This window comes from Acinetobacter sp. BSP-28 (assembly GCF_044130285.1).
In the GTDB taxonomy this organism is placed as follows: Bacteria; Pseudomonadota; Gammaproteobacteria; order Pseudomonadales; family Moraxellaceae; genus Acinetobacter.
In genome coordinates, this window is record NZ_JBIQOB010000024.1 from 1 (window position 1) to 23,729 (window position 23,729).

The 23,729-nt window shown below is 43.0% G+C and carries 19 protein-coding genes and 2 pseudogenes; 6 read left to right on the forward strand and 15 right to left on the reverse strand.

The genetic code is table 11. From position 1 onward, the window contains the following. Positions 1-195: 195 nt before the first annotated feature. Complete coding sequence (locus ACE01R_RS14870) at positions 196-1,914, forward strand: cation:proton antiporter (protein ID WP_395552181.1); 1,719 nt, start codon at positions 196-198, stop codon at positions 1,912-1,914. A 53-nt stretch (positions 1,915-1,967) separates the two neighbouring features. Here ACE01R_RS14870 and ACE01R_RS14875 read toward each other — a convergent pair whose 3' ends face one another. The 13 genes and pseudogenes from ACE01R_RS14875 to ACE01R_RS14935 form a co-directional block, all read right to left on the reverse strand. Further along, a complete protein-coding gene (locus tag ACE01R_RS14875; protein WP_395552182.1) occupies positions 1,968-2,246 on the reverse strand; it encodes a hypothetical protein in 279 nt (92 codons plus the stop codon). 108 nt (positions 2,247-2,354) lie between these two features. Beyond that, entirely contained in the window at positions 2,355-2,858 is a 504-nt protein-coding gene (locus ACE01R_RS14880; RefSeq protein WP_395552183.1) for a DUF6586 family protein, read from the reverse strand. Between the two features lie 73 nt (positions 2,859-2,931). Next, a pseudogene (locus ACE01R_RS14885) lies at positions 2,932-3,246 on the reverse strand (ASCH domain-containing protein). Positions 3,247-3,354: 108 nt separating this feature from the next. Beyond that, complete coding sequence (locus ACE01R_RS14890) at positions 3,355-3,609, reverse strand: RNA recognition motif domain-containing protein (RefSeq protein WP_395552184.1); 255 nt, start codon at positions 3,607-3,609, stop codon at positions 3,355-3,357. Between the two features lie 77 nt (positions 3,610-3,686). Beyond that, positions 3,687-5,678, reverse strand: coding sequence for an ATP-dependent helicase (locus tag ACE01R_RS14895; protein ID WP_395552185.1), 1,992 nt, complete (start codon positions 5,676-5,678; stop codon positions 3,687-3,689). A 270-nt stretch (positions 5,679-5,948) separates the two neighbouring features. Then, positions 5,949-7,091, reverse strand: coding sequence for a glycerate kinase (locus ACE01R_RS14900; protein WP_395552186.1), 1,143 nt, complete (start codon positions 7,089-7,091; stop codon positions 5,949-5,951). 93 nt (positions 7,092-7,184) lie between these two features. Next, complete coding sequence (locus ACE01R_RS14905) at positions 7,185-7,757, reverse strand: HdeD family acid-resistance protein (RefSeq protein WP_395552187.1); 573 nt, start codon at positions 7,755-7,757, stop codon at positions 7,185-7,187. A 133-nt stretch (positions 7,758-7,890) separates the two neighbouring features. Next, positions 7,891-8,649, reverse strand: a complete 759-nt coding sequence (locus ACE01R_RS14910) for a hypothetical protein (RefSeq protein ID WP_395552188.1) — start codon at positions 8,647-8,649, stop codon at positions 7,891-7,893. A 1-nt stretch (position 8,650) separates the two neighbouring features. After that, a pseudogene (locus tag ACE01R_RS14915) lies at positions 8,651-9,458 on the reverse strand (NYN domain-containing protein). A 94-nt stretch (positions 9,459-9,552) separates the two neighbouring features. Next, entirely contained in the window at positions 9,553-12,192 is a 2,640-nt protein-coding gene (gene topA, locus ACE01R_RS14920) for a type I DNA topoisomerase (protein WP_395552189.1), read from the reverse strand. A 35-nt stretch (positions 12,193-12,227) separates the two neighbouring features. Further along, positions 12,228-12,677: an ammonium transporter gene (locus ACE01R_RS14925; protein ID WP_395552192.1), complete on the reverse strand. Its 450-nt coding sequence runs from the start codon at positions 12,675-12,677 to the stop codon at positions 12,228-12,230. 70 nt (positions 12,678-12,747) lie between these two features. Beyond that, a complete protein-coding gene (locus ACE01R_RS14930; protein WP_395552193.1) occupies positions 12,748-13,746 on the reverse strand; it encodes a hypothetical protein in 999 nt (332 codons plus the stop codon). A 225-nt stretch (positions 13,747-13,971) separates the two neighbouring features. Next, positions 13,972-14,217 carry a SlyX family protein gene (locus tag ACE01R_RS14935; protein WP_092819062.1) on the reverse strand — a complete coding sequence of 82 codons (246 nt, stop codon included), beginning with the start codon at positions 14,215-14,217 and terminating at the stop codon, positions 13,972-13,974. 33 nt (positions 14,218-14,250) lie between these two features. Here ACE01R_RS14935 and ACE01R_RS14940 point away from each other — a divergent pair, with 33 nt between their 5' ends. The 3 genes from ACE01R_RS14940 (at position 14,251) to ACE01R_RS14950 (ending at position 18,571) form a co-directional block, all read left to right on the forward strand. Beyond that, positions 14,251-16,161 carry an ATP-binding cassette domain-containing protein gene (locus tag ACE01R_RS14940; protein ID WP_395552194.1) on the forward strand — a complete coding sequence of 637 codons (1,911 nt, stop codon included), beginning with the start codon at positions 14,251-14,253 and terminating at the stop codon, positions 16,159-16,161. 106 nt (positions 16,162-16,267) lie between these two features. Next, entirely contained in the window at positions 16,268-17,203 is a 936-nt protein-coding gene (gene lpxL, locus ACE01R_RS14945) for an LpxL/LpxP family Kdo(2)-lipid IV(A) lauroyl/palmitoleoyl acyltransferase (RefSeq protein ID WP_395552197.1), read from the forward strand. Positions 17,204-17,470: 267 nt separating this feature from the next. Continuing rightward, positions 17,471-18,571 (forward strand): glycosyltransferase family 4 protein, encoded by a 1,101-nt coding sequence (locus ACE01R_RS14950; protein WP_395552198.1) that lies wholly within the window; start codon positions 17,471-17,473, stop codon positions 18,569-18,571. 505 nt (positions 18,572-19,076) lie between these two features. Here the strand turns inward: ACE01R_RS14950 and ACE01R_RS14955 are convergent. Together ACE01R_RS14955 and ACE01R_RS14960 are read right to left on the reverse strand one after the other, a co-directional pair. After that, a complete protein-coding gene (locus ACE01R_RS14955) occupies positions 19,077-19,433 on the reverse strand; it encodes a hypothetical protein (protein ID WP_395552200.1) in 357 nt (118 codons plus the stop codon). Positions 19,434-19,689: 256 nt separating this feature from the next. After that, the gene (locus ACE01R_RS14960) at positions 19,690-20,820 is read right to left on the reverse strand and encodes an endonuclease/exonuclease/phosphatase family protein (RefSeq protein ID WP_395552206.1); all 1,131 of its coding nucleotides are present in this window, start codon (positions 20,818-20,820) and stop codon (positions 19,690-19,692) included. A gap of 189 nt (positions 20,821-21,009) precedes the next feature. On the opposite strand from ACE01R_RS14960, the gene asd reads away from it, so the two are divergent. Then, positions 21,010-22,128: an aspartate-semialdehyde dehydrogenase gene (asd, locus tag ACE01R_RS14965; protein ID WP_395552207.1), complete on the forward strand. Its 1,119-nt coding sequence runs from the start codon at positions 21,010-21,012 to the stop codon at positions 22,126-22,128. Positions 22,129-22,274: 146 nt separating this feature from the next. After that, a complete protein-coding gene (locus tag ACE01R_RS14970; protein WP_395552208.1) occupies positions 22,275-23,708 on the forward strand; it encodes a FimV family protein in 1,434 nt (477 codons plus the stop codon). Positions 23,709-23,729: the final 21 nt, after the last annotated feature.

Consider the following 23,729-nt stretch of genomic DNA (forward strand, 5'->3'; position numbering starts at 1 on the left):
AAAATCCGTCAACACGTAATCTTCAAAGAAGCTAAAATTAAATAATTTTGACTTCTTAAAAAAGCGGCCCTCTGGGTCGTTTTTTTTTTGCATTTTTTTTGCTCGACTTGTTACACTTCTAAGCATTCTTTTTTGGCATTTTTTGTGCTTATTCTTTTTTACCCTTAACTTTGGCTCAAGCTTAAGGAGTTTTTAGTGCCTCATGATGTAGATCTGATTATATTACTTGCCGTTGGCTTTGGACTGGCGCTCATTTTTGGCTATATTGCCGCACGTATCCGCCTTCCCCCTCTGATTGGCTATCTTGTTGCCGGAATCCTGATTAGCCCCAACACCCCGGGAATCGTGGCAGATATGCATCTTGCCAATCAGCTGGCTGAACTCGGGGTAATGTTTTTAATGTTTGGCGTCGGGATGCACTTCTCCTTAAGCGACCTGATGCAGGTTCGCCGGATTGCCTTACCTGGTGCCGTATTACAAATTGCGGTCGCGACCTTGCTTGGTATAGGCGTTTCCATGATCTGGGGCTGGAGTTTTGGTTCAGCTCTGGTATTTGGTCTAAGCCTGTCCTGTGCCAGTACAGTGGTGCTACTTAAAGCCCTGGGAGACCGAGGTCTGATCAACTCCGTAAACGGCAAGATTGCCGTGGGCTGGTTACTGGTTGAAGATCTGGTCATGGTGCTTGTACTGGTCCTGCTCCCTGCCACAGCGGTTTTACTGGGTGGAGCAGCCATTACCGGATCAGATCCAAATGCTAATATCTGGATGACCTTAGCGATTACCCTGCTTAAAGTAGCCGGTTTTATTGCCTTTATGCTGATTGTGGGTAAGCGTCTGGTTCCCTGGATTATGCAGATCGTTGCCCGTCTGGGATCGCGTGAACTGTTTACCTTGACCGTAGTGGCCGCTGCGGTTTCTATTGCATTTGGGGCGTATAAGGTTTTTGGTGTGTCGATGGCACTGGGTGCATTCTTTGCCGGGATGGTGGTCAAAGAGTCCGATTTCAGCCATCGTGCAGAAGAAGAAACCTTACCCTTACGTGAAATTTTCTCGATTTTATTCTTTGTGTCGGTGGGCATGCTGTTTGATCCCATGATTTTAGTGCAGCAACCTTGGCATGTACTTGCCGTAGTTGCCATTATCATGATTGGTAAAACGATTGCCGCGATGGCACTGGTACTGTTCTTCCGCTATCCAATTAACACCGCTTTAACAGTCGGTGCCAGCCTTGCACAAATTGGTGAGTTTTCCTTTATTTTGGCGACTTTAGGGGTTTCACTGCATCTATTGTCTTTAGAGGGACAAAACCTGATTTTAGCCGGTGCACTCATATCCATTACCTTAAACTCGTTTGTGTTTTCTGCCATTGAACCGATACAAAACTGGATTCGTGAACGCTCACATTTGGCCCGCTTGCTTGAACGTAGTGGTGACCCGCTTGCCATGCTTCCTGATGAAGTATCACAAGATTACCTGCGTGATCAGGTGGTGATTGTCGGTCATGGTGAAGTCGGCCGTCGCATTACCAAAGCCTTGATGAAGCAGGATATTAAAGTGGTGATTGCCGAAGAGAACCGTGAGATTGTTGAAAGTTTACGTGCCAAAGGCATTGCAGCGGTATCTGGGCATGCTACCGATGCCGGAGTACTCATTCAGGCACATATTCAACATGCACGCCTGCTGGTTCTTTCGCCTATGGATATTTTAGATATTCATAAAATTGTCGATATTGCCAAAACCTTAAATCCACAGATTCAGGTTCTGGTATGTGCCGAAAGCAAGGAAGAAGCTGAAGTGATTCGTCGCGAAAATATTGGCCAGGTTTATTTCGCCAAAGAAGAAATGGCCATCAACATGACCAATCATATTTTAAATCAGATTCAGATTGCGCATCATCAAGCACCTACACACTAATCCTCAGCCCATAAAAAAGCGCACCAAAGTGCGCTTTTTAGGTTTAAACAAGCTTAGCTCAGATACTTCGGCTGTTCATCAACGATTTCAGCCTGCCATTCATTGACCTGCTTTTCCATCATGGCAAACAAAGCTGCTTGCACCATATGCTGGGCAATCACTGGCGTTTGATCACCAAGTAACGCTTTGACTTCATCATTAAACTGAATTTTGACGAGCGGTTCTTTTTCAGAGCCTGCATTTCGCAATGCCAACTCACCACCTTCAAGTTGAACAAGTTCTAAAATCGCTTCTTGATTACCAAATAATTCTTTCAAATGTTCTATAGACATATATCCTCCATGTTCAACATGGTGGCAAAGAGCTGTTGCACTTTGCATTGCTTAGACTATTTTATATAAGGTCGATGACAGAAACTTCAAGAGCACTGGTCGTAAAGTTTAAAATTCAACCATTTCATTACGAAAGCCATCAATCAGCTGGGTCAGATCACGGTGCCATTCACGCAAGATTCTAGTGTCCGGTAACCAAGCTTGTGGGGTTTGGGTCACTTTAATAATCAGGTTGGAAGAGGTTTCATCTTCAGGCTCTGGAGCACTCGGTTCCGGTGCATATTGGCACATACGATAAGCACGTTTTAGCTCGGCAATAAAACCCTGTTTCGCTAACTGCTGCATCACGGTCACTTCAGGCGAGATCTGCCCTTTTTCGGCCATCAGATCTTCAATAGACTTCAAGGTAGGCATAAAGTCATTTAAACGGTAGTAACGAACCAGTTCCTGCAAAAATGCCAATACAGCACCATGCAAATGAAATACCGCAGATTCACGGTGTGCCTGAGCCTGCTGAACATGATCTGTTTGCTCAGCTAGTTGACATGCAAGACGGGCAAAATACAGTTTCTGATTGGTACGATCGGCATGAAAACGGGCAACACGGGACATGGTGATTTCCTAAATTTTGGCGTGAGTTACCTCACTAAGATTAAACTTAATTTTGCTCAATTCACAATAAAAATTATGCATGATCCATTTCAATGAAATAGATTTTGCGCTTGGCCGGCATCTTAACCGGCGGATTTATGGGCCTAACATTGCTGATGACCTAGGCCCAGTATCCTTCCTGCCAATATAAGAGGCCATCGCTGGTCTTAACCTCTGCCTTTGTCCAGGGATGAACTGATTCAATATCTACAATAGCGACAGCCATACCTGATTCTTCATCGCTGGCACACTTTAAATAATGCCTATTTTAGACAATGACCAAGTCGGTTAAGGGTAACTACTCAGGCCGCCACGAACACACTTCTAGCGTTTTCAAGCCTTGAGCGATTCACTGTCCAGCAGGTGCTACAATTGAAAGTGCACGAAAATTCCGTTTCATCTTGATCCAATAAAAAAGTCACACTCATAAAAAAAGGAGCATAGCTCCTTTTATTCTTTATTCTGCTGCCGGCTTGTCTTCAGCCTGCTTGACACGAATACCCTGTCCATGCAAACGTAAAGTATTCAAGCCTTTAATCGCTTTAATCGCTTCACGACCATGTGGCATTTCTACAAAAGCAAAACCTTTTGATTTACCTGTTGCAGCATCTAAAACCAAAGTGCATGAATCGACTGTGCCATATTGCTTGAATAATTCAAGCAATTCAGCTTCTGTCACGGTACGTTCTAAATTACGAACTAAAATTTTCATCTGATGACCTTAAAATAGGCTAAAAAAACCAAAAAGCACTCGCCTACTTACTTTTTGCACTTCAATATTGAGATAGTTTAATCGAGATCGATACCAAAATCTAAATTAATCGATTGGCGTTCAATTAAGGCACTTTTTACTGTTTGTTGACGCGGCTTGTAATGGGTTTCTGTAGTGCACAGGTTGCGGGTCAAGTCATTCAGGAAATAACTTTCAATTTTACGGCCCTGCTCATCCACCTGATCTCGCGCCCAGAGATTCAGGTTTTGCTTGGTTAAAATCAGTTCATCTTTGGCGCGGGTTAAAGCCACATAGAGCACCCGACGTTCCTCTTCAACTTCGTCAAAATTACCTTGCGCGCGTGCATGCGGATACTGTCCGGCAGAAACATTCGCGACATAGCAAATCTTCTGTTCAGTCCCTTTGGCCGAATGAATGGTGATCAGGGTCACCACATCATCTTCAGACTGACGTTCAATTTCACTGATCGAGACTGGATCGAGTACATACTCTTCCAAAAATTCACTTAGCTGATCATGCTTGGTCGCCAACTGCTTGACCAAGTCAAAATCGCCCATGCGTTTCGACCAGTCTTTCTTAGCGTAGTTTTCTTCAAGCTGCTCAAGCAGTGCTTCTATCCCTAAGGTGACACAAGCTTGAACCTGATCTTTTAATACCGACATCTGCTTCATGATCAGCAGCGTTTTTTCAGGAATGCGGCCAAATTTTTCCAGTTTGTCAAAAATCAGTTCCGGATTGTCCTGCTGCAATAATTGCTGCGCCAGTTTACTGGCCCCAACATCACCCACCCCGTTCCACAGGGTCAGAAAACGCATCCAGGCAATATCATCCAGAGGATTGGCAATCACACGCAGTAAACTGAGCAGGTCTTTGACATGTGCAGTTTCCAGCAGTTTCATTCCACCAATAAAGCGGTACGGCACATTGGCCTGAATAAATGCCGCTTCTATGTGACGTGCGGCAAAACTGGAACGCACCAGCACCATATGATCATGCCACGGCGTGCCTTCCAGAAAATGCCGCTCTTTGATATCAATGGCAATCCATTTGGCTTCATCAAACTCGTTCGGGAAGATGTGCAGTTTGGGCTTAAGACCCTCTCCACGATATGCATCCAGACGCTTGTCATATTTGATAGGGCTCTGATCGAGCAACCAGTTAGACAAGTCCAAAATTTGCTGGGTAGAACGATAATTCTGCTCCAGTTTAAAAATCTGCGCATCCGGCACACGTTCTTTAAAATGGTGAATATTTTCAAAGTCTGCGCCACGAAAACCGTAAATCGACTGTGCGTCATCACCGACACAGAACAAGCTAACTTTATCTTTTAAAGGTTCGAGTAGAGCCCATTGCAGTGGATTGGTATCTTGCATTTCATCCACTAGCATATGCTGACAAATAGAGGCTACATAATCACTGAGGCCTTCAGATTGAGCCAGTGCCGAAGCCACCACTGCCAAAATATCATCATAATCCAGAAAGCTACGGGCACGTTTTCGTGCTTCATACTCTTTCATGATGTCCGCGATTTGATCTTTATATTCTAAAAATTCAGGATGCTGTTTTTCTAAAGAAATACTGAGTTTTTGCCGGGTATTGCGTGCAAAGGAATACAGATCACACAGCTGCTGCGGCTTAGGCAAGGCATTGGGATTTTTTTTATCATCTTTGCCGCGAATTAAGCGGAACATCATCAACTGATCATCACGGTCGATAATCGAAAACTGTTCCAGCCCAAAAGCTTTGGGAATACGGCGCAGCAAATACATGCAAAAAGTATGAAAAGTCGAAGCGCGTAAACCTTTGGCCTGCTCGCCCAAAGCCAATTCTACCCGTGCCACAATTTCACTGGCCGAACGACGAGTAAAAGTCAAAATTTGAATTTGATTGGCTGGTACACCTTGATCAATCAGATAGGCTGCACGTGCCACAATGGTTTTAGTTTTGCCACAACCTGCCCCTGCAAGTACCAGACTATGCTTCGCCTCGGTCGTGGCAGCCTGTTTTTGTTGCGGGTTTAATTCATCAATCAGGGTGGCTAAACTCATGGTGTCTCATCGTGCTAGGTAGACGAATAGTTTAACAGAGCTGTTGATAGAAAACTTGCTATGTAAACTCTAGAAGGAATTTACATCGTGACAGGCTGCATGGATGCTGCCGTTATTCAGTGATGCATGGACGCATCATCTGAATAACAAAGGGGTTTGGTTACTTTACCCCGTCAAAGTAACACTTCGCCTACGCGTAAACATGAATATACTATCTTTATTATGTGGCAGTGCCCGCCCCTAGATAAGCCCAATCAAAATTTAGGATTGTTAGGCATTCCAATTACTACCCAAAACAAACTTTTCACATGCCTTTTCCAAATGCCTTTCCGCATTTTTCATCGCATCTTCTAAACCAATGTTAGGTGGATTAATCTCGATAATTTGACTAAAACCCAAGCCATATAATTCATCAATACCATCGCCAACTAGACCCGCAAAAGCAATCACAGGCTTATTGAATTGCTTTGCGACCTGCGCCACCCCAAATGGTGTTTTGCCAAATTTGGTTTGGAAATCAATTTTGCCCTCACCGGTCAATACATAGTCTGCCTGAGCAATTTTTTCAGCCAATTGAGTTTCCTGAATTACCAATTCAACGCCTGATTGAATTGAAGCATGGGCAAAAGCCATCAAACCAAAGCCTAGACCACCTGCTGCACCAGCCCCTGCGATATTTTGTTTGCTGATATTTAATTCTGATTCAATCACATATGCAAAATGAGCAAGGTTTCGGTCCAGTATCTGCACCATTTCAGCTGTCGCCCCTTTCTGCGGACCAAAAACAGCAGATGCACCATTTGCACCACATAAAGGATTGTTCACATCGCTAGCAATAACGATCTCAGTCTGTGCTAAACGGGCATCCAAACCGGAAAGATCGATACTGTGAATCTGATCGAGCTGACCACCACCCAAAGCAACAGCTTGGCCTTGAGCATCCAGAAACTTGACACCTAAGGCTTGCACCATACCACTTCCGCCATCATTAGTGACACTGCCACCTAAACCAATAATGATTTTAGCGACGCCCAAGTCCAAAGCTGCTTTGATCATTTCTCCCGTACCAAAGGTGCTAGTCAATAAAGGATTACGCTTAGATTTTTCAAGCAGGTGAATGCCATTTGCCATCGCCATTTCAATGACAGCAGTCTGATCATTTTCTATCAGCCCAAAATAAGTCTGTACTTTGTGATCAATAAATGGTCCCGACACTTCAATGGCGACTTTGCGACCATTTCGTGCAGCAACCAAAGCATCTACTGTGCCCTCACCACCATCTGCCATGGGAACAGAAATGCAGATGGCATCTGGACAGACCTGTTGGATACCACACTGCATAGCCTGACAAGCCTGTTCAGCCGTCATACTTTCTTTAAAGGAATCGGGAGCAAGCACAAAAGTTTTAGACATAATTTTTAAAATGTGAACTGAACAAATCTGTTATACAACTTAGTGAAGGAATAAAAAAGAGCGCTCAATGCGCTCTTTTGTCCAAGTTCAGTGTTATACATCTGCCGAACTTTGTGGTAATTCGTGTTTAATATAAGAAGCTAAAGTCAGATAGTTAATCCCTTGGAACAAAATATCCACGGCAAGAAACAGACCCAATACCCAAAAGGATGCATCCGGTGACATTAAAATAATCATGCCTGTAATCAGGGTCAGCAGGCCAGAAAACAATATCCATCCCCACCCTTGATAAGCTTTAAAAACAATGGCACTAAAAATTCGGATGATACCAGCGACAATTAATACAATCGCCAACAGATTGGTCAGTACAATCGCGGTTTTTACCGGTGTGCTAAAAGCATAATAACCTGCAACCAGATACAGTACACCGAACAGAGCCCATAACCAGCGAGCGCCACCTTCAAAAATTTTAAAAGCTGCAACAAAATGCAAAACACCTCCAATCATCATCAATATACCGAACAGGAATACCACAGAAAGCGTGGCAAAAGGCAGTGAAGCAAGCAGTACAATACCAAACAAGGTCAGCAAAATACCCAGACCTAAATACCACTTTCGATTTTCATGCAGCTGATGTCGAACTATGTCATTTCCTACTGTTCTCATGTTGTTCTCAAGTCTTTTGTTTAGGAATAGCTTTAGTTTTAGCGGATTTTCTGTCAAAAGTCTGTTATTTCTCTGCATTTTTATCCACAGCCCTATACGCAACTGTGGATAAAAGCATCGTTATCCCCAGGAGTTATTTTTTCCAGCCTAACTCGATTGCGGTGATTTCATTAATCAAAGTCTGTTTCAATGAGTCCGGCATTTTGCTTTTTTGTTGTGACAGCGGAATATGTCCAGCCATTAACTCTGCTTTGGCCTGAGGAAATAAAGGCTGCTGGTTTGGATAAGCATATCCAATTGGATATGCAGGCTGTCCTGTGGCCAAGTCATATTTATCACTTGCACCGAAGCTATGCAGTAATTCATGCACCAGTACAATCTTATTTTGTTCTGACTGTTTTTTGGATGCAAATAAATTCACTGAACCAATCCGCCCCTTTTGTAGAGCAGTGGAATGTTTTAATTCTTTAACCGTTTCAGGATCATAATAATTTAAATACAAAGTCACACTGGGTGAACCATCAGCACCCTCATGCTGTTTCCATGCATAAAAACGAAATTTCAGGCTCCATAAAATGGTATCTAGCATGGTTCCCTGTTCAGGTACTTTAGGGGGAATTTGTTTAAGTTCACGGCCCAACTGAAAGTAAATTGCAATCGGCTGTCCACGATACTGCGCCGACATTTGCTGCAGATATTCTTGCGCCCCATTCAGTTCAGACAAATTCAAGGATTGAATATAACGTTGAGTTGCAGCCCGCCCATCTGCATTGATAGGATGCAGCATGACAATAATGGGTTTGGACCAGTCCTGATTCTGGTCACGATACGCATTCACCGCCACAATCAATAAAATGATAAGTAAACACAGTATCCGAATGTTTTTCCACATATTATCCAATGCTCTGCTTTTTTATTTTTCTTAAATACATTTGACTCATTTCAATTTTAGTTTCAAATAAATTAAGCGTTTTTATCAAACCTGATAATTTAGCTCGACCATAATTTCGTGAATCAAAATCAGGTTTTACTGCACTAATATATTGTCCAACCATACCCAAATTTGCCCAGCCATTTTCATCAGCGTTATCTTTAACAGCTTTATAAATCAAATTTAAAGTAGCCCTATCCATTGCTTCGGGTAAAGTACTTTCTTTAGTTTGTTGGATAGCTTTAGATTCTATTGTCTTTACAGTTTCTGCTATTTTTTTATCTTGTACTAATGCTAATTCTTCATCCTCACCATTTTTAACATCTGCATCCGTTAGGAGATTTTCTACATAAATAAATTTATCACATGCCTTTTTAAAAGCTTCAGGAGTCGATTTCTTACCAAAACCATAAACACTCAGACCATTTTCACGAATACGTGAAGCTAAAGGGGGTAAAATCACTATCACTTGATACAATACAAAAACCATCTAATGCACCTGCATATAATAAATCCATGGCATCAATAATTAAGATCATATCTGTTGCATCTTTGCCTTTTGTATAAGCAAATTGCTGAACAGGAGTTATTGCATGGGGTAATAGAACATCTCTCCATTTTTTTAACGACTCACTACTCCAATCTCCATAAACTCTTTTTACACTTGCAATTCCATATTTAGCAACTTCTTCGAGTACAGATGAAATCGCGTTAATTGATGAATTATCTGCATCGATTAATACTGCAAACTTTTTTGTTTGGATTTCCACTATTACCCCAATTAAATATTTGATTCAGTTCTTATATAAATCATTTTGGCATAAAAAATGCCGACTTTCGTCAGCATTTTTCAGAACTTAAAACTTAAGCTTCAATCCATTTTCCATCCTGGAATACCAGACTCCACTTAGTTTGCTTACCCTCAGGCGTTTCCGAACCAATATACTGCGCTTGATTCTTACGACTGAATTTCACCAAAGTTGGATTTCCTTCAGGGTCAGCATCCGGAGCTTGCAAAATAAACTGATATTTTGGATCCAGCTGCTCGGCCACCGAACGCAGTTCAGCAACTTTAGGTGCTCGTGTTTCACGCACTTTCGGGAATTTGCTCGCTGCCAGGAATAAACCTGCCGCACCATCACGAAGTACAAAGAAATCATCATGCTTGGTTGAACGCAAGTGTTCCATTTTAATTGGATCTACACGCGGAGGTGCAGGCTGACCATTCTTTAACACTTTACGGGTATTGTCACAGCTGGTGCAGGCAAAATAAGGTCCAAAACGGCCAGTCTTCAGCTGCATCTCGCCATCACATTTATCGCATGGAATGGTTGGACCATCGTAACCTTTAATTTTGAACTCACCTTCTTCAAGTTCAAAACCGGCACAATCCGGGTTGTTACCACAGATATGCAGTTTACGACCACCATCAATCACATAACTGTCCATTGCCGTTTCACAAATCGGGCAACGTTTTTTCGACATCAAGTCTGCAGTTTCTGCAGCATCATCATCAGACAGTGCTGCCAAGGATTCTACCGGTGTTAAATTCAGGGTACCTTTACAGCGTTCTTTAGGCGGCAAGTTATAGCCCGAACAGCCCAGAAACACACCTGTGGTTCCTGTACGAATCTGCATCGGACGTGAACATTCAGGGCAATGTACCGCTTCCACTTCCACAGGCAGGTTACGGCGCATACCGTGTTCGCCTTGGGCTGTGGTGAGGCGTTTTTTAAAGTCGCCATAAAAGTTATCCAGCAACTCTTTCCAGTTACGCTGACCATCTGCCACTTTATCCAGCTGACCTTCAAGATCCGCAGTAAAGTCATAGTTCATCAGGTTATTGAAACTTTCATCCAGACGGTCCGTTACGATTTCACCCATCTTCTCGGCAAAGAGACGACGGTTTTCCAGTTTCACATAACCACGGTCCTGAATGGTCGAAATAATGGCAGCATAGGTCGAAGGACGACCGATGCCACGTTTTTCCAGTTCTTTTACCAGCGATGCTTCGGTGAAACGTGCAGGTGGCTTGGTAAAGTGCTGAGACGGATCGAGTTTTTCCAGTTTCAGTACTTCACCGACTTTTACCGCAGGTAGCAAAATATCGTCATCCGCTTTGTTTGCACCGCGAACTTTGGTGAAACCATCAAAGACCAGAGTACGACCTTTGGCTTTCAGTTCCACACCATTAGCATCAACTAAAATGGTAGATGACAGGTATTCTGCTGGAGTCATCTGACAAGCTACAAACTGGCGCCAGATCAGATCATACAAACGTTGTGCATCACGTTCCACACCTGCAAGGCTATCGCCTTTCAGCGCCACATTGGAAGGACGAATCGCTTCGTGGGCTTCTTGTGCACCCGCCTTGTTACCATAACGGTTAGGCTTGGCAGGCAAATATTTCGCGCCATACTCATTTTCAATATGACCACGCACCATATTGACTGCATCATCACTCAAAAAAGTGGAGTCAGTACGCATATAGGTGATGAAACCCGCTTCATACAAGCGCTGTGCCAACATCATGGTTTTCTTCACAGAGAAACCTAGACGTGTGCTTGCAGCCTGTTGCAGGGTTGAAGTGATATAAGGTGCGCTTGGATTAACCTTGGTCGGTTTATCTTCACGACTGGCAACTTTATATTCAGCATCTTTGATCAGGTTTAATAAAGCATCGGTTTCAGCTTTATTGTGCAGCTTGAGGGTTTTACCGCCCTGCTTCACTGCTTCAAGACGGATATCATCTTTTTGAGATTTAGTATCTGCAAAAACTTGCCAATATTCTTCAGGAATAAACGCACGAATGTCACGTTCGCGCTCAACCACCAGCTTTACCGCAACCGATTGCACACGACCTGCCGATAAACCACGAGCAATCTTTTCCCATAACAGTGGCGAGATCATAAATCCCACAACACGGTCGAGGAAACGACGGGCTTGTTGAGCATTGACCTTATCAATATCTAAACGTGCCGGTTGTTTAAACGCTTCCTGAATGGCATTTTTGGTAATTTCGTTAAAGACTACACGCTGGTAACGTGAATCATCCCCACCAATCACTTCTTTTAAATGCCAGGCAATGGCTTCCCCTTCACGGTCCAAATCCGTTGCGAGGTAGATTTCATCGACTTGCGATGCCAATTTTTTCAGTTCTGCAACGACATTTTCTTTGCCCGGAAGCACTTCATAATGTGCTTTCCAGCCATGTTCAGGGTCAACCCCCATACGATTGACCAAAGCTAACTGAGCTTTTTCGGCTTTTTGTTCATCGGTCAGTTTGGCACGTGATACAGGTTTTTTTTCTGTACTTTTAGATCCGCCAGTCGGCAAGTCACGCACATGACCTACCGAGGATTTTACGATGTAATTTGGACCCAGATATTTGTTGATTGTTTTCGCTTTTGCAGGCGACTCCACAATCACTAAGGCACGTTTGTTCGCAGCACTCGGTGATTTTGCTGTGGTGCTTTTGGATGTGGACCGAGGAGCGTTCGCCATAGTTAACCGTTAATCCTGTTTGATGGGTTTATAAATTAAAGTTCAGCCAAAGACGTTAAATAAGCTTTGATGTCATCTAACTGAGTTGCTCGAAGGTCTGATTCTTCATCCCAATAGAGTCCTACACAGTTTGCCTGCATATCAATAGCATAAATGCCCTTTAATGCAATGGGCAAATCGTTAAACTTGTCATCACCCTGCACAATTTTCAGCTTTTGGTCTTCTACTCGTGCACGCATTAATGGCAGTCGGGCATCTGGAATTAAAACACTGTAATAGGCCACCATACTGGCACGTTTTTCCGTTGCCATGGGCACTTTGGTCCAATCGGGAGCAGCCACTAAACGCGGATGTAAAGCCATCTTGCGCGCCTTTTCACGCATCGAACCTAATGCTTTCTCTCGTGGACTGACACGTAGCCCAAAAATTGAGCCGAGCACAAACAGCACGATGAAGACTGTAATCCAAATTCCAGTATTTTCCATAGCACAACCTTTTTATTCCTTTATTAGAGTTGCATAAGCTGAATATAAAACGCAAGTTACAGCGATGAAATTAATTCAGGAACAGCTCATGACTATACAGGACTTCACTGCCATTCCAGTAAATATATCCTTTCTCAATCAATTCCTTAAGTAATAATCGGACATCCGATTTCGGGAAGATCTGCTCCAGCAAATCGCGTAAGGCATAAATGTCTTTCGGTTTGTCGGATTTTAATTCACGTAGTTTTTGCGCCACAATCACCTGCACCGGGTCAATCTTGGAAAAGTTTTTAAATAACTCTTTTTGCGCCTGATGCAGTGTTTTGCTCTGCACTTCCTCCACTTCTGGTGAAGATTCAGTGGATAACTCAGCAAAAGCAGAGGACATGTTCTGCGATTTTTCTAAAGATGTTTTCTGCTCTAAATCCAGTTGCATCCATTGCTTCAGCAGTTTTTTACGGAAGCTGATTTGCTCGTCAAAACGTTTCACAATTTTTAGATTAATCAATAAGCCAGTGAGATGTTGCAGCTGATCATTTTCGACTTTCAAAATATTCGCAAGCGAGTTCTTCAGTTTCTCCAGCGTATTCGGTTTGCCCTTCATTTTCGCTAAAGCATCACAATACTTTTTGACAAGCAACAAATCCGGTTTTTGCAGAATGGTCTCGACACTGGGAATTTTGTACTTTGTATTTAACGCTGGTTCTTCAGCCTGAATCTGAATCAGGCTACAGTTCAGGTTTGAAGATTGCAGCATTTCCAGCAGCGTTTCACTGCTTGGCATGGCAGATATGAGTTCAATAGAAGTATCGGCATCTAGCAGCGCAAGCAGTTGCCCAACCACAACCGCATACTCAAACTCTTTGTGCTCGACTTCTGCCGTTTCCAGAATGACCACTTGCCCACTGCTGACCCAACTTGAAAATTCCGTTAAATCTTGCAGAGAATATTCAAATTTTCCCTGGCAATTAAACAGGTAAATTGCTGCATAATGCGGAATGATGTTACGCAACAATTGCGCAGTCGGCATATTATTTTCAAGATCAAGAAGAACGACTTTATGACTCATATCTTCGAATAAACAGTTCGGCTAGGCAGATGCGGTGCATTAGAACGGTAACCAGGATAAAGGTCAAATACTTTTATAGTTTTGGTTTTTTATTCAGTGTCATAACTCTGTCTAATACTTTGCCTTTTAGAAAAGCTATTTAAGAGATAAGGAAAAATTAAGTTCTTTTTCAAATAAAAAAAGCCTTGATCAATACCAAGACTTTAACATACGGACAGATTCAAATTAATAATGCGGTGGTCGGTTGGTCATCGGGTCAAAAGCGGCAATGCCTTCCGATAAATCGGCAGATTCCACACGCTGATAAAGCAGCTGCATTTGCTTCTTTAAATCCATAATTTCAATATGTTGACGTGTTACCTGTTCATTCAACTGTTCAACTAAATCATCTAAAAATGTAATTCGGACTTGCAAATCTTCCAAGTGTGCGGAAAATGACGCCTGATCATTAAGATTTTTTTGTTTAGTCATTTTAAGTCCTCATTGGGGATTTCAGGAAACAGTATGGCCTATATTACTTTAAGGGATGTCCAACTTGCGTTTGGCGGACCGTCCCTGCTCGACGGCGCGAACTTTAATCTGGAACGCGGTGAACGAGTCTGTTTGATTGGCCGTAATGGTGAGGGTAAGTCTACCTTACTTAAACTCATCGAAGGAAGTTTGCTGCCAGATCGTGGTGAAGTTTCTATACAAAATGGCATCACCATTTCCATGCTGGCCCAAGATGTACCGATGGATTCCGGCAAAGTCGCCGACATTGTAGCCGATGGTGCAGGTGAAGCTGCTGCTGTACTAAAAGCTTATCATGAAGCCAGTGATGCCTGCGTACTGGGAGATATGGAAGCCTGTGACCGCATGGGTAACTTACAGCACAAACTCGATCAAGTCGATGGCTGGGCTTTAGAGAACAAAGTAAATTCAATTTTAAGCAAAATGGGTTTAGACCCGGATGCCGATTTAGCCGATTTGTCCGGTGGTCGTAAACGTCGTGTTCTTTTAGCACGTGCCCTACTCACTCAACCCGATGTACTTTTACTCGACGAACCGACAAACCATCTGGATGTTGAAAGTATTGAATGGCTGGAAAAATTCCTGCTCGATCAAAATAACCTGACCCTGTTATTTATTTCGCATGACCGTTCATTTGTCGACAGCATTGCCACCCGTATTGTCGAGTTGGACCGTGGTCAATTGCGCAGTTTTGAAGGCAACTATTCACGTTACCTTGACTTAAAAGCTCAGCAAATGGAAGCAGAAGAAAAGCAAAATGCGTTGTTCGACAAACGTTTAGCTGAAGAAGAAGTCTGGATTCGTCAAGGCATTAAAGCACGCCGTACCCGTAACGAAGGCCGTGTCCGTGCCTTAAAAGCATTGCGTGAAGAATCAAAAGCACGTCGCTCACAGCAAGGCAAAGTGAGCATGGCCACTCAGGACGCCAACCGCTCAGGCAAGGTCGTGTTTGAAATTGAGCATTTACGTGTGGCCTTTGGCAATCAGGAACCGATTATCAAGGATTTCTCTGCGCTGGTCTTACGGGGCGACCGCATTGGTTTAGTGGGCGATAACGGTGTCGGTAAAACAACCCTGATTAAAGCCATTTTAGGTGAAATTGAACACGGCGGTTCGGTAAAAACCGGCACCCAGCTTGAAATTGCCTATTTTGACCAACTGCGTAATGCGCTTGATTTAGAGAAATCGGTTAAAGACAACGTTTCTGAAGGTTCGGACTTTGTCGATGTCAACGGTGGCCGCCGTCATATCTATAGCTATTTACAGGACTTCCTGTTCTCGCCTGAACGTGCGCGCACACCAGTCAAAGCGCTTTCTGGTGGTGAACGTAACCGTATTCTGCTCGCCAAACTGTTGCTCAAACCATCTAACCTGATTGTGATGGATGAACCGACTAATGACCTGGATATGGTGACGCTTGAACTACTGGAAGAAATGCTCGGCGATTATAAAGGTACCCTGTTACTGATTTCGCATGACCGTGCCTTTATGGACAACGTCGTGACATCCACCTGGGTATTTGACGGTAAAGGCAATATCGATGAATACATCGGCGGTTATCAGGATTACTTGCAACAACGTCCAGACCAGACTGTGGTTGATCAGAAAAGTGATGTCAAAAAAGCCATGGCCAAAGCAGAAGCCAAAGCGGCTGAACCTGCTCCGGCAAAGAAAGTGAAACTCAGCTATAAAGATCAGCGTGCTTTAGAGCAACTGCCTACTGAAATGGAAGCGCTGGAAAAAGAGCAAGCTGAAATTAACGCTCAACTTGCAGATGGTTCCCTGTTTGTAAGCGATGCGGACAAAGCCATGAAACTTTCCAACCGCCTGACTGAAATTGATGATCTGTTACTGGAAAAATTAGAGCGTTGGGAAGAATTAGAAAAGCTGGTTAACGGCAACTGATTTTCTTCATGCTTGAAGCACCTGTAATTGGCGTTGCAGGTGCTTTTTTATTTAAAAAATAACTTCATGTTACACTTGCAAAAAACTTTTGTTCAAAATGGTCACTATGAGTAAAAAGCCAGATTACCAACCCGGAGAATTCCAATGGTCCTTCCTGTTACCTCAATACTGGGGTATCTGGATTGGTATTGTATTTCTGATGATTTTGGCGATTTTACCTTGGGCCATTCAGTACCGTCTGGCCACTTTTATTGGCAATCTTGCATTCGACAAGCTGAAATCGCGCCGTAAAACCACGCTACGTAATCTGGAAGTCTGTTTTCCTGAATGGACGCCTGAACAGGTACAAGCGCATGCCCGTCAGGTTTTTGTCGACCAGATGATTGGTATTTTTGAAACCCTGAATGCCTGGTACTGCCCGCAATGGTTTAAGGGACGGGTCAGTATTGAAGGTTTGGAACATCTCCAAAAAGCACAAGCCGAAGGTAAAGGGGTTTTATTGCTCGGTACGCATTCAACGTTATTGGATGCCGGTGGTTATTTGTGTGCCCAATATTTCGAGCCGGATGTGGTCTATCGTCCGCAGAACAATCCCCTGCTCGACATGCTGATTTATCGTTGCCGCGCCACTATTTATACCCATCAAATTGATCATGATGATATGCGTGGTTTAATTCGGCATTTAAAAAATGGACGTGCCATCTGGTATAGCCCGGATCAGGATTTTGGTTTAAAACAGGGCGTGATGGCACCATTTTTCGGTACGCCTGCTGCCACGGTAACAGCACATCGTCGTTTGATTAAAATGACCAAAGCTGCCGCAATTCCGCTATATTTCTATCGTGATGGTGATATTGCCAATCCACAATATAAAGTACTGATTGAAGCTCCTGTAGAAAATCTACCGAGCGAAGATGAAGTGGATGACGCCACACGCGTCAATCAGATTATTGAACGTCAGCTACGTATTGCCCCAACCCAATATATGTGGTTCCACCGTCGCTTTAAAACCCGTCCGGAAGGCTTTGAGAAAATCTATTGATATAAATGCAATGATTTTAAATTGGCAGTGAAAACAGCCTCGATTTAAGGTGATATTCAAATTCTTTCGAGTAGGCATACCTTACTTTTCAGGGATGAAAAGTAAGCAAAAATCCTTTGTTCCGCTGATGTTACATCCTTGTAACACAGCGAAACAGCGACATCCATGTCGCTATCACGATAGTAAATTCCGAATAATAATTTATTGTTTAAGATGATGATATACCTGTGAATTATTCATCTTTATGAACATATAAGGCAAAAAACCATGAAAGTGATGCAACTTCTTCCTGAACTGAATAGCGGTGGCGTAGAACGCGGTACTTTAGAAATCGCCCGTGCCTTAGTTGCAGCAGGTCATGAATCTTTGGTGGTCTCCAATGGTGGCCGACTGGTGACCCAGCTTGAAGCCGAAGGCTCAAAACATCTGACTTTAGCCATTCATAAAAAAGCCCTGTCGAGCTTATGGCAAATTCGCCCGCTGCGTAAGCTGATTGAACAGCACCAGCCAGACATCGTGCATGTACGTTCCCGTGTACCTGCATGGCTGACCCATTTTGCCTTAAAAGGGATTCCTGCTGCACGTCGGCCACATCTGGTCAGTACCGTACACGGTTTCTATTCGATTAACCGTTATAGCCAGATCATGACCCAGGCTGAAAAAGTCATTGCCGTATCGGATAGCGTGGTGAAATACATCACCGACAACTACAAAAATTGTCCAACGCAGGATATTGTCCGGATTTACCGGGGGATAGACCCTGCCGCTTTCCCGCATGGTTATCAGCCCTCTGCGCAATGGCTAAATCAAACTTTTAAAGACTTTCCCGAACTGGAAAACAAGTTTTTAGTCTGTCTTCCAGGACGAATTACCCGCTTAAAAGGCCATGAAACCCTGATTGAATTGGTCGAAAAATTACAGCAACAGTATCCCAATTTACATGCAGTTGTGGTCGGGGGTGCCGATCCGAAAAAAGCCGCTTATTTAAAAGAGATGCAGGACAATATTCAAAGCAAAGGCTTAAGTGACAAAATCACCTTTGTCGGTCATCGCTCAGATATACGCGAATGGCTGGCTTTTAGTGATGTGGTGCTTTCATTATCGAATCAGGCGGAAACTTTTGGTCGTACCGCTCTAGAGGCTTTATCCGTGGGTACGCCGGTGATTGGCTGGAACCGTGGTGGTGTGGCAGAGATTTTATCGCATCTGTATCCACAAGGTTTAATTGCCGTGGATGATCAAGTCGCACTTTTAAATGCGGTCAAGCAGCATATTGATGAACCTCAGCAAGTTAAGCCAGTCACGATATTTAGTTTAAAAGAGATGTGTGATCAGACAATCAACTTGTATAAACAAATTTTGAAATAAATTAAAATGATTTATCCCTGTCTCTTGAATCTCTTTGCTAGAGACAAAAGTAGGCTGGGTAAAATATGGAATTAAATCCATCTCAATATTATTAATGTTCTGTTCCAGCATAAATCCACATGGGCTCAGTTTGTCCTGCTCAAACAAAACCCATGGATTGATAAAATTTTATCGCTTGGTGGTCAGCCACCTATATTTTTTGATAAAAATCTTTATATTTTAATAACATTGCTTGCATCATTAATCGGTCCACACCGCGGTTTTGAAAATCGGGATTGACCAGTAAATGTGGAAAATACACCACCAGATGTCCATCAGAAATGGCATTTCCCAGACCGATCAATTGTTCCTCTGCCTGGCCGTGACCAAACTATGTGAATGCTGTAATGCCGCCATCAACTGAACGGGCTTTTGAGCGGATGACCAATGATTTGCTCGGTAAATTTTTAATACTTCTGCTTCATGAACCTGATCATGCATTGATATTTCAAAAGTCATAACGTGATTACCCCTTCCACACCCGAAATCGGGCCATGAGCCAAATGAGCAACGGCCAGAAAATGGTATTGATGATATCGTGCAGACTGGCACCAATACGCCAAAGCCCATGGTTGATGAGATCATCTCTGGCATCAAACAGCTCTGCAGCAATTGTAGCAATGAGTACAGTCCAAATCGCCCAGCGTGATTTCAATTGACGATGGTGAAAAAATGCCACAATAAAGAATAATGTCAGCCCGGCATAGATATGCAAAGCATCACGTGATAATTCAGTAAAATTAATAATATAAATTTTAAGTTCTTGAAATTTTGATAAATACATGGCTGACATTTTATTTTTAGGGGCTTCTATAAAAACCATAAACCCGAGTTCTGCGTCCTGCAAAACTCGGGTATATGAGGTTGTGCTTCAAATCTTATTGTTATTTTGTTATTGCTATCCATTGCTGCATCATATCCATGATGACTTTCTATCAGCCACAAATTTCGTCTTCCATAATGGGATGTTCCTTTCCCGCTTCCTTGGCTGATGAGTTTAGATTAAATGAGTTTAGAAAAAAGAACCATTCGCAATTGACCTAAATCGATGTAAGCCATTTCGTACACTTTTCTATTATTTAATCAACTTGCTTGATCTCATTTTTATAGGCCTGGGCAATTTCATCGGTGACTGGTTTTTCCTCTTTTTCAGCCTTTTCAATGCCTTCTTGTATTGTCTCTTGTGCTTTCTGTTCATCGGCATCGGTTTGTTCCAGCTCTTCCTGTACCTGTTCAAAAACACGTCCCGTTTGTAAAACCACATAAACTGGGAAATGGTCTGAACCTATATGAGGCAATCTTTTCATATGGACCAAGGCAAAATCGGTACTGTGAAAAATATGATCCAGCGACCAACGCAATAAGGGATAATCGGCATGGAAAGTATTCACAAAGTGACGCCCCACGCGTGGATCGAGCAAGCCACTCATCCGCTGAAACAGTCGGGTTGTTCGTGACCAGGCCACATCATTCAAATCTCCCATCACAATACAGCTTTCATCCAGATCCTTGATCTGGTCACCAACAATTAATAGTTCCGCATCCCGAAGCGTCGAATCTTTCGCTTCAGTCGGGCTGGGTGGTTTGGGATGCAAGCAATAAAGTTGTACCGGTTGACCTGAACGTAAAATGACTGTGGTATGAATGGAAGGAATCTCATTACTTAAAATGAACTTGACCTCGGTATCTTTCAGCTCTAAACGGCTATACAGATGCATGCCGTATAAATTATCCAGAGGTACAGGCACCCGATATGGATAATCTTTTTCAATCGCGGAAAGTGCTTTTTGCCAGACTCGATCTGATTCTAGAGTTAACAGCAAATCTGGCTGATACTTTTGAATCTGCTCAATCAGCAAATGGTATTTGTTATTTGAAGTCAGGACATTGGAAATGATCAGGGAGATTTGCTTGTCCGGATTCAGCTGATGTTTGCGGACATGCTTGACCTGCTTTTTCCAAAGAAAGGTATAAGGCAGCACCATTTTGAGCTGGTACGCCAGTGCCGCAATCAGACCGATAAAAATAATTTCCCGTGTTAAATTCCAGGGTTGCTCCCAGACCAGCAGCAGAACAAAGGCAATCAGTCCTAAAACCAGAATTTGTAACCGTGGAAAATCGGCACCTCGAATCCACCACTCATCCCGTGGAATCAGTGACCAGAATGTCAGCCATATCACTAAAACTGCAATTATTTCCACCCAAATCATCAGCTTTACTCTGTTTATCTTGGTAATTCGATCTGCAGTTGAAAAACTTTATCAATTTTGTATGTAACATAAACAAGATATTTCTCTCAATAATATTGATGTTTTGATTATGTAGTACTTGCAGTCACGTCCCTTTTTGATACACTCGAATCCCTTTTGATTTTTTTTAACGCACCGAGGCGAAGTGGCATGAAAGTAGGTCTGGTCGGTTGGCGCGGGATGGTGGGTTCCGTCCTTATGCAACGTATGGTTGAAGAGAATGATTTTGCTCATTTTGAGCCATTCTATTTTTCTACCAGTAATGCAGGTGGTGAAGCCCCTGCATTTGGTGGTAAGACTGCCCCAGCACTTATGGATGCAACGGACATTAACAGTCTGAAGCAAATGGATGTCATTATTACCTGTCAAGGTGGTGATTACACGACTGAAGTCTTCCCTAAGCTGAAAGCTGAGGGTTGGAGTGGTTACTGGATTGATGCGGCATCTACCTTACGTATGGATGATGAAGCCATCATCGTGCTTGATCCGGTCAACATGAATGTGATTAAAGATGGTTTGGTGAATGGCACCAAAACATTCGTTGGTGGTAACTGTACAGTTTCATTGATGCTTATGGGCTTAGGCGGTCTGTTCCAAAACAACCTCGTGGAATGGGCAACATCGATGACTTATCAGGCCGCTTCTGGTGCTGGCGCGCAAAATATGCGTGAACTCATCACGGGTATGGGCTACCTGTATAACAACACCAAAGATTTGTTAGATGATCCACGTTCTCCAATTTTAGACATTGACTCTAAAATTGCACAATTGCAACGTGGTGAAGGCTTCCCTTCTGCAAACTTCGGCGTGCCTTTAGCAGGTTCTTTGATTCCGTATATCGACAAGCAGCTTGAAAGCGGTCAGTCGAAAGAAGAATGGAAAGGTCAGGTTGAAACCAACAAGATCTTAGGCAACCAGCAAATCGTTCCGATTGATGGTCACTGTGTTCGTATTGGTGCAATGCGCTGCCACTCTCAAGCGATTACTTTGAAACTGAAAAAAGACATTCCGTTGAACGAGATCGAAGACATTATTGCAAATGCAAATGACTGGGCAAAAGTGGTTCCAAATACTCGTGAAGCATCGATGACTGATCTGACTCCTGTGGCAGTCACTGGTACACTGTCTGTTCCAGTCGGCCGTTTGCGTAAACTGAACATGGGTAAAGAATACCTTGGCGCATTCACTGTAGGTGACCAATTACTTTGGGGTGCTGCGGAACCTTTACGCCGTATGCTTCGCATTTTAATTGAATATAAAAATGCTTAATTGCTAAATGAAAGAAAAAAGAAAAGCCGATCACAATTGATCGGCTTTTTTTATGTATCCTTTATGTTAATATTTTACAATTCTTCAACACCTCGTTAATCTATAACTATTCGCAGTGCGATACAAAAACCGAGCTAAAGATTAAGATGACCGTATATAACAAATTAAAGATAGCCATTTTAGCCATTATTGCTTCGCAGAATATTCATGCGATTACCATAGACCCGATTCAAATCCAGTCTGCGCCGGGCGAATTACTCTATGCCGAAATGAATTTTCGTCAAGCTGACCCACATACCCCAATACAAGCCAGTCTGGCAAATGCAGAAGATATTACCACTTTAGGCGTGGTCCATCAGCCGCCTGGACATCTCAATTTCTTTACCCGTCGCGATAGTTCTGGCAATGGGGTGATTACCATTACCTCTTCACGCCCCCTAACTGAAGCCGAACTCAACATTATTATTAAAATTCAGGAAGGTAACTCGACACGGTTACAACATATTAAAACGCCACTACAACGCAGCCCGGCAAAAACTCAGGCACGTATTCTAGGCAATGAAAAACCGTTAAACCCAATCACAATTGTCAGTGAAAAAGATATTGCATTACAACTGCCTGAAAGTACGCAATATCGAATTGAAAAACCACAAGCGGCATTACAGCAATCATTTGAAGCACCATTAATGGTACATAAAGCGGCTCCACCAAGTTTAAATAGTACGTCTGCTGCATCTGTGGTCATTTCAGCAATGCAGATGCCATCTACCCAGCCGGTTCAAACTCCGCAAAATGCTCCAGCTGAAGCCAAGAGTGCTATACCAGCACAAATTTCGACAAAAAATGAAGTAAAAACTTCAAATAACTCAAATAACAATGTCTCGGCAGACCCTTTAGTCAAGCAATATGCAGCATCTGCACAACAGGCTAAATCGAAAGTGGCAGCAGAAACTGTAGCACCCGCAGCACCAAAAACTAAGCCAGAAACAGCTGCTAAGCCATCGTCTCAGCCTGGAATTACAGCGCAAGCCAGCAAACATGTAGTGCAATCAAATGAGTCACTCTGGGCAATTGCCTCACGTGTAGCGACTGAGCAAAATCGTCCGATTGGCGAAGTCATGAAACAAATCAAGGCCAATAATGAACATGCCTTTATTCAAGGTGATGTGAATCGTTTACGCCGTGGTGCTGCTTTGAATTTAAATACTGTGGGCAACCCTAAAGAAGAGCACAAGCCGAAAGTTGCCCATTTAGCCAAAGCACCTTCCAACCCTTCTCATCAGTCGGCTAAGGCCAAATATCGCTTGAATCAAGCCGAAATGAGCTTGGTTGCAGAGAAAGAACAAGATTCAGCCAGCGGTTCTGCCAAAAAGAACACAGAAAAAAAACAAACTTCTAATGAGTTATCATTAAAAGTTATGACATCTCGCGAAAAAACCGTTAGATTACAGAGAAACGTAACTCAATTAGAATTGGCACTAAATCAGAAGGATCACAGAATTCAATTATTAAATGCCCGTCTAGCCCAATTGCAGCAACAATTGAAAGCTCAACAGGCAGATAAGAAGCCAATACACTAACTCAATGTTACATACGATGAT

Excerpts from the sequence above, each read along its gene's own strand:
- ACE01R_RS14875 (WP_395552182.1), bottom strand. The coding sequence starts at position 2,246 with ATGTCTATAGAACATTTGAAAGAATTATTTGGTAATCAAGAAGCGATT.
- ACE01R_RS14880 (WP_395552183.1), bottom strand. The coding sequence starts at position 2,858 with ATGTCCCGTGTTGCCCGTTTTCATGCCGATCGTACCAATCAGAAACTG.
- ACE01R_RS14890 (WP_395552184.1), bottom strand. The coding sequence starts at position 3,609 with ATGAAAATTTTAGTTCGTAATTTAGAACGTACCGTGACAGAAGCTGAA.
- ACE01R_RS14895 (WP_395552185.1), bottom strand. The coding sequence starts at position 5,678 with ATGAGTTTAGCCACCCTGATTGATGAATTAAACCCGCAACAAAAACAG.
- ACE01R_RS14900 (WP_395552186.1), bottom strand. The coding sequence starts at position 7,091 with ATGTCTAAAACTTTTGTGCTTGCTCCCGATTCCTTTAAAGAAAGTATG.
- ACE01R_RS14905 (WP_395552187.1), bottom strand. The coding sequence starts at position 7,757 with ATGAGAACAGTAGGAAATGACATAGTTCGACATCAGCTGCATGAAAAT.
- ACE01R_RS14910 (WP_395552188.1), bottom strand. The coding sequence starts at position 8,649 with ATGTGGAAAAACATTCGGATACTGTGTTTACTTATCATTTTATTGATT.
- topA (WP_395552189.1), bottom strand. The coding sequence starts at position 12,192 with ATGGCGAACGCTCCTCGGTCCACATCCAAAAGCACCACAGCAAAATCA.
- ACE01R_RS14925 (WP_395552192.1), bottom strand. The coding sequence starts at position 12,677 with ATGGAAAATACTGGAATTTGGATTACAGTCTTCATCGTGCTGTTTGTG.
- ACE01R_RS14930 (WP_395552193.1), bottom strand. The coding sequence starts at position 13,746 with ATGAGTCATAAAGTCGTTCTTCTTGATCTTGAAAATAATATGCCGACT.
- ACE01R_RS14935 (WP_092819062.1), bottom strand. The coding sequence starts at position 14,217 with ATGACTAAACAAAAAAATCTTAATGATCAGGCGTCATTTTCCGCACAC.
- ACE01R_RS14940 (WP_395552194.1), top strand. The coding sequence starts at position 14,251 with ATGGCCTATATTACTTTAAGGGATGTCCAACTTGCGTTTGGCGGACCG.
- lpxL (WP_395552197.1), top strand. The coding sequence starts at position 16,268 with ATGAGTAAAAAGCCAGATTACCAACCCGGAGAATTCCAATGGTCCTTC.
- ACE01R_RS14950 (WP_395552198.1), top strand. The coding sequence starts at position 17,471 with ATGAAAGTGATGCAACTTCTTCCTGAACTGAATAGCGGTGGCGTAGAA.
- ACE01R_RS14955 (WP_395552200.1), bottom strand. The coding sequence starts at position 19,433 with ATGGTTTTTATAGAAGCCCCTAAAAATAAAATGTCAGCCATGTATTTA.
- ACE01R_RS14960 (WP_395552206.1), bottom strand. The coding sequence starts at position 20,820 with ATGATTTGGGTGGAAATAATTGCAGTTTTAGTGATATGGCTGACATTC.
- asd (WP_395552207.1), top strand. The coding sequence starts at position 21,010 with ATGAAAGTAGGTCTGGTCGGTTGGCGCGGGATGGTGGGTTCCGTCCTT.
- ACE01R_RS14970 (WP_395552208.1), top strand. The coding sequence starts at position 22,275 with ATGACCGTATATAACAAATTAAAGATAGCCATTTTAGCCATTATTGCT.